14 protein-coding genes are annotated in these 14,287 nt (G+C 61.3%); 5 read left to right on the top strand and 9 right to left on the bottom strand.

Translation table 11 applies throughout. From position 1 onward, the window contains the following. Positions 1-23 precede the first annotated feature (23 nt). Together nagK and cobB are read left to right on the top strand one after the other, a co-directional pair. On the top strand, positions 24-941 hold the full coding sequence (gene nagK / locus ACJ8J1_RS09340; protein WP_033642766.1) for an N-acetylglucosamine kinase: 918 nt from the start codon (positions 24-26) through the stop codon (positions 939-941). Between the two features lie 91 nt (positions 942-1,032). Then, positions 1,033-1,869 (top strand): Sir2 family NAD+-dependent deacetylase, encoded by an 837-nt coding sequence (cobB, locus tag ACJ8J1_RS09335; protein WP_033642767.1) that lies wholly within the window; start codon positions 1,033-1,035, stop codon positions 1,867-1,869. A 45-nt stretch (positions 1,870-1,914) separates the two neighbouring features. Here cobB and potD read toward each other — a convergent pair whose 3' ends face one another. From potD to ACJ8J1_RS09310, 5 genes are all read right to left on the bottom strand, one after another. After that, a complete protein-coding gene (gene potD / locus ACJ8J1_RS09330; RefSeq protein ID WP_033642768.1) occupies positions 1,915-2,958 on the bottom strand; it encodes a spermidine/putrescine ABC transporter substrate-binding protein PotD in 1,044 nt (347 codons plus the stop codon). A gap of 226 nt (positions 2,959-3,184) precedes the next feature. After that, positions 3,185-3,967, bottom strand: coding sequence for a spermidine/putrescine ABC transporter permease PotC (potC, locus tag ACJ8J1_RS09325; RefSeq protein ID WP_033642769.1), 783 nt, complete (start codon positions 3,965-3,967; stop codon positions 3,185-3,187). Continuing rightward, a complete protein-coding gene (gene potB, locus ACJ8J1_RS09320; protein ID WP_033642771.1) occupies positions 3,964-4,824 on the bottom strand; it encodes a spermidine/putrescine ABC transporter permease PotB in 861 nt (286 codons plus the stop codon). Before potB ends, potC begins: the two co-directional genes overlap by 4 nt. After that, positions 4,808-5,923, bottom strand: coding sequence for a spermidine/putrescine ABC transporter ATP-binding protein PotA (gene potA, locus ACJ8J1_RS09315; protein ID WP_033642772.1), 1,116 nt, complete (start codon positions 5,921-5,923; stop codon positions 4,808-4,810). The genes potB and potA overlap by 17 nt, the downstream gene beginning before the upstream one ends. A gap of 8 nt (positions 5,924-5,931) precedes the next feature. Then, positions 5,932-6,222, bottom strand: coding sequence for a hypothetical protein (locus ACJ8J1_RS09310; RefSeq protein WP_146049831.1), 291 nt, complete (start codon positions 6,220-6,222; stop codon positions 5,932-5,934). A gap of 57 nt (positions 6,223-6,279) precedes the next feature. Here ACJ8J1_RS09310 and pepT point away from each other — a divergent pair, with 57 nt between their 5' ends. Together pepT and ACJ8J1_RS09300 are read left to right on the top strand one after the other, a co-directional pair. Continuing rightward, positions 6,280-7,509, top strand: a complete 1,230-nt coding sequence (pepT, locus tag ACJ8J1_RS09305; RefSeq protein WP_033642773.1) for a peptidase T — start codon at positions 6,280-6,282, stop codon at positions 7,507-7,509. A 91-nt stretch (positions 7,510-7,600) separates the two neighbouring features. Next, positions 7,601-8,689: a malate/lactate/ureidoglycolate dehydrogenase gene (locus tag ACJ8J1_RS09300; RefSeq protein ID WP_033644256.1), complete on the top strand. Its 1,089-nt coding sequence runs from the start codon at positions 7,601-7,603 to the stop codon at positions 8,687-8,689. Between the two features lie 41 nt (positions 8,690-8,730). On the opposite strand, the gene ACJ8J1_RS09295 is transcribed toward ACJ8J1_RS09300, so the two are convergent. From ACJ8J1_RS09295 to phoP, 3 genes are all read right to left on the bottom strand, one after another. Continuing rightward, positions 8,731-9,852, bottom strand: coding sequence for a ribosomal protein uL16 3-hydroxylase (locus ACJ8J1_RS09295; protein ID WP_004941161.1), 1,122 nt, complete (start codon positions 9,850-9,852; stop codon positions 8,731-8,733). Positions 9,853-9,936: 84 nt separating this feature from the next. After that, a complete protein-coding gene (phoQ, locus tag ACJ8J1_RS09290) occupies positions 9,937-11,394 on the bottom strand; it encodes a two-component system sensor histidine kinase PhoQ (RefSeq protein WP_033644257.1) in 1,458 nt (485 codons plus the stop codon). Positions 11,395-11,399: 5 nt separating this feature from the next. Further along, positions 11,400-12,071 carry a two-component system response regulator PhoP gene (phoP, locus tag ACJ8J1_RS09285; RefSeq protein ID WP_004941169.1) on the bottom strand — a complete coding sequence of 224 codons (672 nt, stop codon included), beginning with the start codon at positions 12,069-12,071 and terminating at the stop codon, positions 11,400-11,402. Positions 12,072-12,449: 378 nt separating this feature from the next. On the opposite strand from phoP, the gene ACJ8J1_RS09280 reads away from it, so the two are divergent. Then, complete coding sequence (locus ACJ8J1_RS09280) at positions 12,450-13,469, top strand: ADP-ribosylglycohydrolase family protein (protein WP_060659640.1); 1,020 nt, start codon at positions 12,450-12,452, stop codon at positions 13,467-13,469. A 4-nt stretch (positions 13,470-13,473) separates the two neighbouring features. Here the strand turns inward: ACJ8J1_RS09280 and ACJ8J1_RS09275 are convergent, their stop codons facing one another. Beyond that, on the bottom strand, positions 13,474-14,238 hold the full coding sequence (locus ACJ8J1_RS09275) for a GntR family transcriptional regulator (RefSeq protein ID WP_033642775.1): 765 nt from the start codon (positions 14,236-14,238) through the stop codon (positions 13,474-13,476). Positions 14,239-14,287 lie beyond the last annotated feature (49 nt).

Here is a 14,287-nt window from a genome sequence, read left to right as displayed (position 1 = left end):
TTTTTTTAGCCTGGGGATGGGTTATGTACTACGGTTTCGATATGGGCGGCACCAAGATTGAGCTGGGGGTGTTCGACGACAGCCTGCAGCGCATTTGGCAAAAGCGGGTGCCGACGCCGCGCGACGATTATCGGCAACTGCTGGCTACGCTGTGCGAGCTGACCCTTGAGGCGGATGCGTTTTGCGGCCGGCGCGGCAGCGTCGGCATCGGCATTCCGGGCCTGCCCAACGACGATGACGGCACGCTGTTTACCGCCAATGTGCCGGCGGCGATGGGGCGGCCGCTGCCGCGCGATCTGGCGGCGCTGATCGGGCGCGAGGTGCGGGTCGATAACGACGCCAACTGCTTTGCGCTGTCGGAGGCCTGGGACGACGAGTTCCGCCGCTACCCGACGGTGCTGGGCATCATCCTCGGCACCGGCGTAGGCGGCGGCCTGATCGTCGAGGGCAAGACGGTGCCCGGGCGCAACTATATCGCCGGCGAGTTCGGCCATTTGCGCCTGCCGGTGGACGCGCTCGAGGTGCTGGGGCGTGATGTGCCTCGCGTCGCCTGCGGGTGCGGCCATCAGGGTTGCATTGAAAATTACATATCGGGCCGCGGTTTCGAATGGATGTACGCCCATTTTTATGGCCGGCGCTTGCCCGCCACCGAGATCATTGCGCATTATCAGGCGGGTGAGCCGCAGGCCGTGGCGCATGTCGATCGCTTTATGGACGTGCTGGCGATCTGCCTGGGTAACCTGCTGACGGTGCTGGATCCGCACCTGGTGGTGATCGGCGGCGGGCTGTCGAACTTCGACGCCATTTACCAGGCGTTGCCGCAGCGGCTGCCGGCGCACCTGCTGCGGGTGGCTCGGCTGCCGCGCATCGAGAAGGCGCGCTATGGAGACGCCGGCGGCGTGCGCGGCGCAGCGTTTCTCAATTTGACTCGCCCAACGTAATGGGCGTTGCGGCCAGGCGTGAATGTATACAGCCAACAACGCCGCAACGTTCAGTAAGAAGGGTAAACAGGGAAAAGTAAGGAGAGAGTTAATGCACACTCGCCATCGGCTGTGTCAGTTTCGCAAGAGTAAGCATGTGCTGCATCAGCGCTTTCGTTCACGCATTTTTCACCGTGACACCATGGCGGCGGCCGAGCTGAAAAAGCCGTTTGTGGTGGTGTTGACCGGGGCCGGCATTTCGGCCGAGTCGGGCATTCGCACCTTCCGCGCCGCGGATGGGCTGTGGGAAGAGCACCGGGTGGAGGACGTCGCCACGCCGGAAGGTTTTCAGCGCGATCCGGCGCTGGTGCAGGCGTTTTACAACGAACGCCGCCGCCAGCTGCAGGCGGAGGACATTGCCCCGAACGCCGCGCACCGCGCGCTGGCGGATCTGGAAGAGTGGCTGGGGGACAACTTCCTGCTGGTCACGCAAAACATCGATAACCTGCATGAGCGCGCCGGCAGCAAGCGGGTGCTGCACATGCACGGCGAATTGCTGAAGGTGCGCTGCACCCAGTCGGGGCAGGTGTTCGAGTGGCCCGGCGATCTCAGCGTCGATGAGCGCTGCCACTGCTGCCAGTTCCCGGCGCCGCTGCGGCCGCACGTGGTATGGTTCGGCGAGATGCCGCTGGGCATGGACGACATCTACCAGGCGCTGAGCAAAGCCGATTTCTTCGTCGCCATCGGCACCTCCGGCCATGTCTATCCGGCGGCCGGGTTCGTGCATGAGGCGCGGCTGGGCGGCGCCTACGCGATGGAGCTGAACCTGGAGCCGAGTCAGGTGGAAAGCCAGTTCGACGAGAAACACTACGGCCTGGCCAGCGAAGTGGTGCCGCGTTTTGTGCACAAATTCCTGGTGGGCAAGGTGGCGCGGGCCGATAAGCCCTAAAGACATCAGGGCGCAATGCGCGCCCTGATGGGATAGCGGGGCGTGTTAGCGCCCGGCTTTCAGCTTTTGGAAGTAGCTTTCGTACAGCGTGCTGGCGTCGCCGACGTCGTTTTGCCACTCGCCGTGCTCAATCACCGTCTTATCCGGGTAGAGAGACGGATCGTTGGCGATCTCCGGCGACAGCAGCTTCTTCGCCGCCAGGTTCGGCGTCGGGTAACCGATGGTTTCCGCCACCTGCACCGCGATTTCTGGCCGCAGCAGGAAGTCGATCAGCTTCAGCGCCCCTTCGACGTTGCGCGCGTTGGCCGGAATGGCCAGGCTGTCCATCCAGAAGATCCCACCTTCCTTCGGCCAGACGATCTCCAGCGGCGTGCCGGCCTGGCGCGCCACGAAGGCCGAACCGTTCCACACCATGCCGACGTTGACTTCCCCTTCCATAAACGGGTTGCCCGGGTTGTCGGAGTTGAAGGCCAGCACGTTCGGCATCAATTTCTGCAGTTCGCGGTAGGCGGCTTCGATCTCTTTCGGGTCGGTGGTGTTGCCGGAATAGCCCAGCTTGAGCAGCGCCATCTGGAACACTTCGCGCGCGTCGTCGGTCAGCAGCAGGCGGCCTTTGTACTGCGGTTGCCACAGATCGGCCCAGGAGGTGACGGTGGACGGATCCTGCGCGTCGCTGTTAACGCCGATGGCGGTGGCGCCCCAGATGTAAGGGATGGAGTAGTCGTTGTTGGGATCGAACGGCTTGTTCAGCAGGGTAGGATCGAGATCCTTGAAGTGGCTGAGCTTGCTCTTGTCGATTTTTTGCAGCATGCCTTCCTTGCTCATCTTGGCGATGAAGTAAGTGGAAGGCACCACCAGATCGTACGCGCCGTCCTTGTAGGTCTTCAGCTTGGCGTACATGCTTTCGTTGGATTCATAGGTGGAATAAATCACCTTGATGCCGGTTTCTTTGGTGAACTGCTCCAGCAGCCCCGGCGGGACGTATTCAGTCCAGTTATAGAAATACAGCGTTTTGCCGTCAGAGGCGTTTGCAGAGCAGAAACTCAGCGCCATCATCCCGGCTGCGAGCAGATGTGACCACTTTTTCATGCAGCGTATCCTTCAGCAGTAGTGAGCCGAACCCGTATGAGCCGCCGTTTTCGGCCGCGCCATACCCCAGAAAGGGGCCATTATAGGGGCCGGGGCGGGGTGGGTAAAGGCGGTTATCCCAGCGGCAAATCAGCGGGTTAACCGAGTCAGGGCCATCACCAAAGGCCGCTTTCATATCATTGTGGTCAATGAAAGAGACGGGCGCCGCAGCGCCCGGCGGGAAGGATTACTCGGCCTTGGGCGAGCGATCGCGCATCACCCACTGGCTGGCGATCACCAGCGTCAGCGACAGCAGCAGCAAAATGGTGGCCAGCGCGTTAACCTCAGGCGAGACGCCGACTTTCACCATCGAATAGATCTTCAGCGGCAAAATCTCGTAGCTCGGCCCGGTGACGAAGGAGGAGACGACCACGTCGTCCATCGACAGGGTGAAGCTCAGCAGCCAACCGGCCGCCACCGCCGGCATCGCCAGCGGCAGAATGATTTTGCGCAGGATGGTGAACTCGCTTGCGCCGAGATCGCGCGCGGCTTCCAGCATCTTCACGTCGAAGCCTTTTAGGCGCGCGTAGACGGTCACTACCACGAACGGCAGGCAGAAGGTGATGTGCGAGAACAGCAGCGACCAGAAGCCGAGCGAAATGCCCAGCAACATGAACAGCACCAGCAGCGAGATGGCCATCACGATGTCCGGCGACATCATCACCACAAACAGCATGCCGCCGACGAACGGTTTGCCGCGGAAGCGGTAGCGGTACAGCGCCACTGCGGTCAGCGAGCCGATCAGCGTGGCGAAGGTGGCGGAGAGCACCGCCATGGTCAGCGAGTGGCCCGCCGCCTGCAACAGGCTGTCGTTGTTGAGCAGCGTGCTGTACCACTTGGTGGTGAACCCTTGCCAGTTGATGCCGAAGCGCGAGGCGTTGAAGGAGTTGACGATCAGGATGACGATCGGGATATACAGATAGGCGTATACCAGCGTCATAAAGCCGCCGCGCAGCAGACGTCCGATCATGCCAGATCCTCCTTCTTGTTCAGCAGGCGGGCGGCCCGATAATAGACCAGCAGCAACAGCCCCATCACCAGCGTCAGGCAGATGCTGGTGGCCGCGCCGAACGGCCAGTCGCGGATATTGAGGAACTGGCTTTTAATCACGTTGCCGATCAGCAGGTTTTTGGCGCCGCCCATCAGATCGGCGACGAAGAACAGCCCCATCGCCGGCAGCACCACCAGCAGGCAGCCGGCGATAATGCCCGGCATGGTCAGCGGCACAATGATGCGGATAAAGGTTTGGAGCTTGCTGGCGCCGAGATCGCGCGCCGCCTCCAGGCAGGATTTATCGAGCTTTTCGATGCTGGAGTAGAGCGGCATCACCATAAACGGCAGCAGGATATACACCAGGCCGAGGATCACCGCTTCCGAGGTGTACATGATGCGCAGCGGCTTGTCGATGACGCCGATCCACAGCAGCGCGTCGTTGAGATAGCCGCGGGTGCTGAGAAACAGCTTCAGGCCGTAGATGCGGATCAGCGAGTTGGTCCAGAAGGGCACGATCAGCAGAAACAGCAGCAGCGGCCGCACCTTCTGCGGCAAGCGCGCCAGAATAAAGGCGAACGGATAGCCGATCACCAGGCAGCACAGGGTGGCGATCAGCGCCATGTTCAGCGAGTGCAGCAGCACCTGGGCATACAGCGGATCGAACAAACGCCGGTAGTTATCCAGCGTGAACACCATCTGCACCAGGTTGGCGTCATCACGGGTCAGGAAGCTGGCGCCGATGATCATCAGGTTCGGCATGAACACGAACAGCAACAGCCAGGCGACGACGCCGACGATCACCACATTCTGGAAGACTTTACGCGATTTCTTCATCGGCCAGCACCACCTCCCAGCTTTCGACCCAGGTCACCGCCATCTTCTGATTGAGCGAGTGATCGACGTCCGGATCGTCTTCGTTGAAGAACTCGCTGACCATCACCGTTTTGCCGTTCTCCAGCTCGACCACCGATTCCAGCGTCATGCCTTTGTAGTTGCGCTCACGCACGTAACCGATCAGCCCGTCGTGCTGCGCGCTGTCGTTCACTTCTTCCACCCGCAGATCTTCCGGGCGCAGCAGCACCTTGAGCTTTTGGCCCGGTTCTACCGGCAGGTCGGCATAGATGTCGCACTCGCGGCCTTCCACATTGGCGCGCACCCGCTGCGGATCGAGGCGTTGCAGGACCACCGCGTCGAAGATGTTGATCTCGCCGATGAAGCTGGCGACGAACAGGTTTTTCGGCTCTTCGTAGATCTCACGCGGCGTGCCGTCTTGCTCGATGCGGCCTTCGCGCATCACCACGATGCGATCCGACATGGTCAACGCTTCTTCCTGATCGTGGGTGACGAACACGAAGGTGATGCCCAGCTTGCGCTGCAGCGCTTTCAGTTCGTTCTGCATCTGCTTGCGCAGCTTGTAGTCCAGCGCCGACAGCGATTCGTCCAGCAGCAGCACTTTCGGCTTGTTGACCACCGCGCGGGCGATGGCCACACGCTGCTGTTGGCCACCGGAGAGCTGGCCCGGCCGCCGCTTGGCGAAGGCATCCAACTGCACCATGCGCAGCGCCTCTTCGACGCGCGGCGTCAGTTCGGCCGCCGGCACCTTTTGCATGCGCAGGCCGAAAGCGACGTTGTCGAACACCGACATGTGCGGAAACAGGGCATAGCTCTGAAACACGGTGTTGACGTGGCGATGCTCGGCCGCAATGGCGGTGATGTCCTGGCCGTCGAGCGCGATGCGGCCCCGATCGGCGTCTTCCAGACCGGCAATCAGGCGCAGCACCGTGGTTTTGCCACAGCCGGAGGGACCAAGAATGGTGAGGAATTCGCCGTGATTAATCGTCAGATCCAGATCGGCAATGATGGTTTTGCCATCGAACGCTTTGCTCAGGGCATGCAGTTCAACAAGGGGGGCTCGAGAGGATGTCTCAGTCATTTATCGTCTTACTCTATCCCGTGGGCTAATGCAGATAGAACCGCAACTGGAAAAGACTGCCGGAGCTTGCGGGCATGCCCGCGATTCAAAAGAAGCTCAAACCAGTTGCGCCAATGGAAATTTTTCGAGCGCGCATGATAGACGCTGAATGCCGGAATTGAAAGCCAATCCGGCCCAGATGCCGCGTTTTTCATCATGATAGCGACAAATGACCCTGTGATGACAGCGTTATTTCCCTCTGAAATCATCACAAAGATTAATGATATTGGCGAATTCTGGTTAAAAATGACCTGACGCAATATTTGATCCTGATCGGTTCAGCATAATGAAACGCGATATTCTGAGGGGCCGCTACCATGGATAAATTACTTGACCGCTTTTTCAACTACGTCTCTTTCGACACCCAGTCCAAAGCGAACGTAAAGCATGTGCCGAGCACCGACGGGCAGTTGAAGCTGGCGCGTGCGTTGCAGCAGGAAATGATCGCGCTCGGCTTCGAGCGGGTGTCGCTCAGCGAGCACGGCTGCGTGATGGGCACCTGGCCGGGCAACGTCGCCTGGCCGGTGCCGGCGGTCGGTTTTATCGCCCATCTGGATACTTCGCCGGATTTCAGCGGCAAACACGTCAATCCGCAGATCGTCGAGAACTATCGCGGCGGCGATATTGCGCTCGGTATTGGCGATGAAGTGCTGTCGCCGGTGATGTTCCCGATCCTGCACCAGATGTTGGGGCAGACCCTGATCACCACCGACGGCAAAACGCTGCTGGGCGCCGACGACAAGGCCGGCATCGCCGAGATCCTCACCGCCATGGCGCGCCTGCGCGCGCGCAAAATCCCGCACGGCGACATCCGCGTGGCCTTCACCCCGGATGAAGAGGTGGGCAAGGGGGCGCAGCTGTTCGACGTGGCGGCCTTCAATGCCGAATGGGCTTACACGGTGGACGGCGGCGGCGTCGGTGAGCTGGAGTGCGAAAACTTCAATGCCGCCTCGGTGACGATCAAAATCCTCGGCAACAGCGTGCACCCCGGCAGCGCCAAGGGCGTGATGGTCAACGCGCTGTCGCTGGCTACCCGCATTCATCAGGCGCTGCCGGCGGACGAAACGCCGGAGACCACCGAGGGTTACCAGGGCTTTTACCACCTCAGCAGCATCAAGGGCAGCGTGGAACGCGCCGAAATGCACTACATCCTGCGCGACTTCGAGCGCGAGGGATTCGAGGCGCGCAAACGCAAGATGGTGGAGATCGCCCGCGAGGTCGGCAAAGGCCTGCCGCGCGATTGTTATATTGAAGTCAGCATCGAAGACAGTTATTACAACATGCGCGAACAGGTGGCGGAGCATCCGCACGCGATCGCGCTGGCGCAGCAGGCAATGCGCGACTGCGACATTGAACCGGTGATGAAACCGATCCGCGGCGGCACCGACGGCGCGCAGCTGTCGTTCCGCGGCCTGCCGTGCCCGAACCTGTTCACCGGCGGCTACAACTACCACGGCAAGCACGAATTCGTGACGCTGGAAGGCATGGAGCAAGCGGTGGCGGTAATTATGCGCATCGCGGCGCTGGCCGCCGAGCGGGCGCGGTAAAACGGGACGCTTGCGATTATCATAATCGCTTGCCGCAACAAGGCGTTGCTCATAGTGTGGAAGTCCATTCCCCACGCATAAGGACCGCATGATGAGCACCGAATTCCGCATCGCCGGCTCGCATTTGACGCAGTTCGTTCAGGCGATTTGGCGCCAGGCCGGCAGCACGGCGCGCGAAGCCGAGCTGGTGGCCGATCACCTGGTGCAGGCTAATCTGGCCGGGCACGATTCGCACGGCGTCGGCATGATCCCCAGTTACATGGCATCGTTGGCGCAGGGGCAGTTGCAGCTTAATCAACATGCCGAGGTGGTGCGCGACGCCGGCGCGGTGCTGACGCTCGACGGTGCGCGCGGCTTCGGCCAGGTGGTGGCCAGCGAAGCGATGGCGCTGGGCATTGAGCGCGCCGGTAAACTGGGCCTGGCGGCGGTGGCGCTGCACAACGCGCACCATATCGGCCGCATCGGCCATTGGGCGGAACAGTGCGCCCGCGCCGGTTTTATCTCGATTCACTTCGTCAACGTGGTGGGCGATCCGATGGTGGCGCCGTTCGGCGGCAGCGATCGCCGCTTCGGCACCAACCCGTTCTGCGCCATTTTCCCGCGGCCGGGCCGCACGCCGCTGCTGTTGGATTTCGCCACCAGCGGCATCGCCTTCGGCAAGACCCGGGTGGCCTATAACAAAGGCTTGTCGGTGGCGCCGGGCTATCTGATCGACGAACACGGGCAACCCACCACCGAACCGAAGGTGATGCACGAAGCGCCGTTCGGGTCACTGTTGCCGTTCGGCTTGCACAAAGGCTATGCGTTGGCGGCGATGTGTGAGATCCTCGGCGGCGCGCTCTCCGGTGGCCGCACCACCCACGACGCCACGCTGAAAGCCGACAGCGACGCCATCTTCAACTGCATGACGACCCTGATCCTCGATCCTCAGGCCTTCGACGCCCCGCAAATGCAGGCCGAGGCCGAAGCGTTTATCGGCTGGGTGAAGGCGTCGCCGCCGAGCGGCGAACAACCGATCGCGGTGCCGGGAGAATGGGAAGAGGCCAACCGCGCGGCGCGGCTGGAGCAGGGCATACCGATAGACGCCAATACCTGGCGGCAGATTTGCACGGCGGCGGAGCAGGCGGGCATGGCGAATGAAGCGCTGGCCGGTTTTCGCGCGCAGGCGCGGCAGGCATAAAAAAAGCCACCCGATAGGGTGGCTTGTTCGCGTACTCGCAATCAGTCGTTAAAGTACCAATAGCCGCTGTTGACCAGCGCGGTCAGCAGCGCCAGGAATGACGGATCGTCCACCGCGTCGCCGAGCAGGGCAGCGTCGACGCTGAAGTGCTGGCACAGGGCGTCTGCGGCCTGCAGCTGGTCGGTGTCGATCAGTTCGCCGTTGACGAAGCAGCGATCGCCGACGCGCAGCACGCGCAACCCGCCCAGGCGCTGCAGCGCTTCACCCTGTTGCAGCAGTTCGTAGATTTCCCCGGCCTGATACGGCGGCTCCGGCGGCGCCAGATCCAGCTCGTGGCGCGATTGGGAGATAAACTCGCCGAACCAGTGCTGGAAGTGTTCCGGCTGTTGCACCAGATCCAGCATCATCTGCCGTAAGGCGTCCACTTCCTGCGGCAGGATCTCCGCCGGGTGTTCGCGCAGTTTAACGTCCGGATCGCCGTAGCGTTTGCTGCCCAGCTCGCGCGCCAGCACGTAATCGGCGAAGCCGCTCACCAGCTCGCGGCCGTTCGGCGCGCGGAAGCCCACCGAATAATTGAGCGCGTTTTCCAGCGCGTAGCCTTCATGCGGGAAGCCCGGCGGAATGTAGAGAATGTCGCCCGGCTCCATCTCTTCGTCGATGATGGCGTCGAACGGCTCTACCTGCAGCAGATCCGGATGCGGGCAGTGCTGTTTCAGCGGCGTTTTTTCCCCGACTCGCCAGCGGCGGCGGCCAGTGCCCTGAATGATGAACACGTCGTACTGATCGAGGTGCGGGCCGACGCCGCCGCCCGGCACCGAGAAGGAGATCATCAGGTCATCCATCCGCCAGTCCGGCAGTTGGCGGAACGGGCGCATCAGCGCTGCGGAAGGCTCATGCCAGTGGTCCACCGCCTGCACCAGCAGCGACCAGTTGTTTTCGCTCAGGTGATCGAAGCTCTCGAAGGGGCCGTGCGCGACCTGCCAACGGCCGTCCTGGTGGCTGACCAGGCGGCTGTCCACTTCGTTTTCCATCGCCAGCCCGGCCAGCTCATCCGGGGAGATCGGATCGATAAAGTTTTTGAAGCCGCGCTTCAGAATCACCGGACGTTTTTGCCAATAACGTTGCAAAAAATCGTTCCAGTCCAGGTCTAATTGATAATCCATGTTCTATTCCAGGATAGAGGAGTGAGCCTGAGTGCGATTATAACGGAAGTTTGGCCCCGTGGATCGGGGCCGCAGAGGCATAATTTACTCGTTGTGGTGGGTATCGTGCTGGCGGGCGAAGGTGACCTGCATGCGCGCGCCGCCGAGCGGGCTGTCGCTGATGACGATTTCGCCGTCGTATTGCTCGATGATCTCCGCCGCCACCGACAGGCCAAGGCCCTGACCGGGACGCAGGGTATCCACCCGCTGGCCGCGCTGGAAGATCAGCTGGCGCTTGCTTTCCGGGATGCCCGGGCCGTCGTCGTCGATGACGAGGATGAGGTTTTTATCGGAGTGCAGCGAGGTGATTTCCACGAACTCGAGGCAGTATTTGCAGGCGTTTTCCAACACGTTGCCCATCACTTCCATAAAGTCGTTCTTCTCGCCCATAAAGGTCACTTCCGGCGAGATGTCCAGCGTGATCACCACCCCTTTGCGCTGATAAACCTTGTTCAGCGCCACCACCAGGCTGTCGAGCAGCGCCGGCACCGAGTGGATCTCGCGCGTCAGCACCGTCTGGCCGGAGTTGATGCTGGCCCGATGCAGGTAGTAACCGATCTGCTGAGAGATGCGCCCGATCTGATCCAGCATGATCGGCTCGGCTTCTTCGATAGTGGTCTGCTTGCCGCTGCGCAGCGAGCGCAGGGTGCTTTGCAGCACCGCCAGCGGCGTTTTCAGGCTGTGGGTCAGATCCGACAGGGTGGTGCGGTATTTGGTGTAGCGCTGGCGTTCGTTGCGCACCAGAATGTTCAAATTGCGCACCAGGCCGCGCAGTTCGCTGGGCGGGTTCTCATCCAACTGATCGCGTTCGCCGTTCTCCAGCTCGCCCACCTGATTGACCAGCGCCTTGATCGGCCGCAGGCTCCAGTAGGCCGCCAGCCACAGCAGCGGCACCACCAGCAGCAGGTTGGCCAGCAGCACGTAGCTGAACCACTCCCACACTACGTCTGAGCGCTGCAGCTCCTGCGGAATGCTGTCGACCACCACGATGGTCAACGCCGGCAGCCGCGCCGTGGCGGCATAGGTATTGACCGCCACCGAGTGCGTCAGCGCGTTCTGATCGGTATCGTCATAATTCTTCAGCTGATCCTGCGCTTTGGGGTTGTCCCCCAGCACTTCGCTACTGATGCGGGTATCGGTGTCAATTTCGTAGAAGCCGGACTCCTCCAGCCATTCCTTGTTGATCAGCTTCTCCAGCTCCGGCACCTTGCGCTGGCTCCACAGCAGGTTGCCTTTATCGTCGTAGATAAACACCAGCGTGGGAAAATTGAGATCGATATCGGGAGGAATGGCGATGGTGAGCTTGTTGTCTTTCCACTGCGCCAGGCTGAAGAACAGGTTGCTTTCGCCGCGCAGCAGGCGGAAGGCGGTCTTGTCGAAGCTGACGATGTAGCCGACGACCGCCACCAAACCGTAAGAAAGCGACAGCGCCAGGATCACCCCGGCGGTCGCCATCAGGAAGCGGGCGCGCAGCGAAAACGGTTTTTTATTCTTGTTGAACATCATGTTCACTTCGCGTCAAAACGATAGCCCTGGCCACGTACCGTGGTGATCACTTCATGCGGGTATTCCGCCTGCACCTTCTTGCGCAAGCGGCCCATCAGCACGTCGATGGTGTGGCTTTCGCGCAGTTCGGCGTCCGGGTAAAGCTGCAGCATCAACGAATCCTTGCTCACCACCTTGCCGGCGTTGCGGATCAGGGTCTCGATGATGGTGTATTCAAAGGCGGTCAACTTGATCTGTTGATCGTTGACGCTCAGTTCGCGGCGCGACAGATCGATCTGGAACGGCGGCAGCACGATCACCTGCGATGCCAGGCCGCTGTTGCGGCGCATCAGCGCCTGCATGCGGGCGATCACTTCTTCCAGGTGGAACGGCTTGGTGACATAGTCGTCGGCGCCGGCTTCCAGCACCGCCACTTTGTCCTGCCAGCTTTCGCGGGCGGTCAGCACCAGGATCGGCAGCTTGGTCTGGTGCGCGCGCCAACGGCGGATCAGGCTCAGGCCGTCTTCGCCCGGCAGGCCGAGATCGACGATGGCGATATCCGGCGCATGCTCCTGCAGGAAATAATCGGCTTCCTTGGCGTCTTCAGCCGCATCGACCTGATGGCCCATCTCGCGCATCTGAACGGAAAGGTGGTGGCGCAGCAAACCATTATCTTCAACAACCAGTACTCGCATGGCGAACTCCTGTGACTGTGCGGGTGAATGTCCTGTCACCCACGCGATAAAAGGGAACACGCTCCGCGGCGTGTCAGGGGATAACGCGGCCACCTGAACCATTTTGGCAAAAAATGCTGAGGTTATGGTAGGTATAACCCGCCCGGCCCGCAAGAGAGCCGAAGCAATGTATTAAAATAAGCGTTATCAATTTGTTCGCCGACATTATCGACAAGCTCTGATAAACGTCGGATAAACAGCGGCGGGGCAACGTTAAACGCAACTTAAACGCGTCGGGCATTGCCGCGAAAGGAAAGTGTGAACCGGAGCGCTTGATAAGCTTTAAAGGTACTAATAAGGTATTATTGAGGTATCGGCATATTTTCTCAGGAGCGATGGATGAAGCAATTAACCCAGGCAGAACGCATAGCGGGCGTATTTTACGGACAGATGCTGGGCGACGCGCTCGGCATGCCTTCCGAGCTGTGGCCGCGCGAGCGGGTTAAGCGCCACTTCGGCTGGATAGACGGCTTCCTCGATGGGCCGGCGGAGAACTCAGCCGCCTGTTACTTCAAGGCCGGGCAATATACCGACGATACCTCGATGGCGTTGGCGCTGGCCGATGCGCTGCTGGAAGCGGAAGGCGAGGTGGTGCCAGAACTGATCGCCCGCAACGTGATCCGCTGGGTGGACAGTTTTGACGCCTTCAACAAGAACATTCTCGGCCCCAGTTCCAAACTGGCGTTGAGCGAGCAGAAAGCGGGCACGCCGATCGCCGCGTTGGAAAACAACGGCATCACCAACGGCGCGGCGATGCGCATTTCGCCTTTGGGTTGCGTGCTGCCGTCTGCGCCGCTGGAGGGGTTCTGTCAGCAGGTGTGGCTGGCCTCCAGCCCGACGCACAAATCCGACATCGCCGTCGCCGGTGCCGTGGCGATCGCCTGGGCGGTTTCGCGTGCGGTGGAGGGGGCGGACTGGGCCTCGATTCGTCTGGCGTTGCCGGGCGTGGCGGAGTATGCCCAGCGCCGTCAGGTGACGACGTTCAGCCCTTCGCTGGCGGCGCGCATCGAGTTGGCGTTTCAGGTGGTGGATGAGGCGGCCGATCCCGAACAGGCATCCGAGCGGATATATCAACTGATTGGCGCCGGGGTGAGCACCATCGAGTCGGTGCCGGCGGCGCTGGCGATGGTGCAGCTGGCGCAAACCGATCCTACCCGTTGCGCCGTGCTGTGCGCCAACCTGGGGGGCGATACCGACACCATCGGCGCGATGGCCACCGCTGTCTGCGGCGCGCTGCACGGCGCCGAAGCGATGGATCCTGCGCTGCTGGCGCAGTTGCAGCGGGTGAATCCACTGGACGTCGAGGCGTATGCCCAGGCGTTCGTGCGTTTTCGCCGCCGTCGGCAGGGCGAGGCGTAACGGATCAGCTTTCGCTGGTAAATTCGTACATGTCGCTGCGGCAGAAGCTTTCGCTGTATTCGATAGGTTTCTTGCGGTGGTCGAACAGCGTCTGGCGCACGATCAGCAGCGGCATCGGTTCTGATAATTGCAGCGCCCGGCGGATGTCGTCATCGGCCATGGCCGCGCTGACCTGGCTGCGCAGCGATCCCATCTCCACGTTATTTCGGCGGAAGTAGTCATAGAGCGAGATGCCAATCTCGTCGACGTTGGCAATCGCCGCCGCCACCACGTAGGACACCGCCACCGACATCGGCTGCCGATCGAGAAAGTGGATACGTTTGAGTTGATAGATCGGCGTTCCGATCGCCAGCTGGAGCTTTTCCGCCAGTTCGGCGCTGGCCGGTACCCGTTCACGGCTGAGCCATTGCGTGTCCGGCCGGCGCCCTTGTTGCATCACCTCGCGCGAGAACCCTTTGACGTCCGCTAATGAATAGCGCAGCTTCGGCGCGGGCCGTTGCGCCTGGATGAAAGTGCCGTAACCGCGTGAACGACCGATGATGCCGTCTTGCTCGAGACAGGCCAGCGCTTTGCGCACCGTGATGCGCGAGATGCCGAGCCGTTCGGTAAACAGACGCTCGCTGGGCAGGAAATCCCCCGCGTTCAGCAATCCTTGCTCTATGGCCTGGCGCACCGAGGCGTTAAAGCGCAGATACAGCGGCATCGCGCCCGCGCTGGCCAGATCCTGCAGCAGTTTTTCCAGCAGACGCTGGTTGGTCTCCTTGCTCATAGCCGACGGAAATCCTGTAGCCTCAATGCAATGGCTTATTTAAGGGGAT

It is taken from the genome of Serratia sp. CY37869 (assembly GCF_052168895.1).
Classification (GTDB): Bacteria; Pseudomonadota; Gammaproteobacteria; order Enterobacterales; family Enterobacteriaceae; genus Serratia; species Serratia ureilytica.
This window is presented reverse-complemented; position numbering and strand designations above follow the sequence as displayed.

Bases quoted from the DNA above. Each gene is read 5' to 3' on its own strand.
- nagK (WP_033642766.1), top strand. From the start codon at position 24: ATGTACTACGGTTTCGATATGGGCGGCACCAAGATTGAGCTGGGGGTG.
- cobB (WP_033642767.1), top strand. From the start codon at position 1,033: ATGCACACTCGCCATCGGCTGTGTCAGTTTCGCAAGAGTAAGCATGTG.
- potD (WP_033642768.1), bottom strand. From the start codon at position 2,958: ATGAAAAAGTGGTCACATCTGCTCGCAGCCGGGATGATGGCGCTGAGT.
- potC (WP_033642769.1), bottom strand. From the start codon at position 3,967: ATGATCGGACGTCTGCTGCGCGGCGGCTTTATGACGCTGGTATACGCC.
- potB (WP_033642771.1), bottom strand. From the start codon at position 4,824: ATGAAGAAATCGCGTAAAGTCTTCCAGAATGTGGTGATCGTCGGCGTC.
- potA (WP_033642772.1), bottom strand. From the start codon at position 5,923: ATGACTGAGACATCCTCTCGAGCCCCCCTTGTTGAACTGCATGCCCTG.
- pepT (WP_033642773.1), top strand. From the start codon at position 6,280: ATGGATAAATTACTTGACCGCTTTTTCAACTACGTCTCTTTCGACACC.
- ACJ8J1_RS09300 (WP_033644256.1), top strand. From the start codon at position 7,601: ATGAGCACCGAATTCCGCATCGCCGGCTCGCATTTGACGCAGTTCGTT.
- ACJ8J1_RS09295 (WP_004941161.1), bottom strand. From the start codon at position 9,852: ATGGATTATCAATTAGACCTGGACTGGAACGATTTTTTGCAACGTTAT.
- phoQ (WP_033644257.1), bottom strand. From the start codon at position 11,394: ATGTTCAACAAGAATAAAAAACCGTTTTCGCTGCGCGCCCGCTTCCTG.
- phoP (WP_004941169.1), bottom strand. From the start codon at position 12,071: ATGCGAGTACTGGTTGTTGAAGATAATGGTTTGCTGCGCCACCACCTT.
- ACJ8J1_RS09280 (WP_060659640.1), top strand. From the start codon at position 12,450: ATGAAGCAATTAACCCAGGCAGAACGCATAGCGGGCGTATTTTACGGA.
- ACJ8J1_RS09275 (WP_033642775.1), bottom strand. From the start codon at position 14,238: ATGAGCAAGGAGACCAACCAGCGTCTGCTGGAAAAACTGCTGCAGGAT.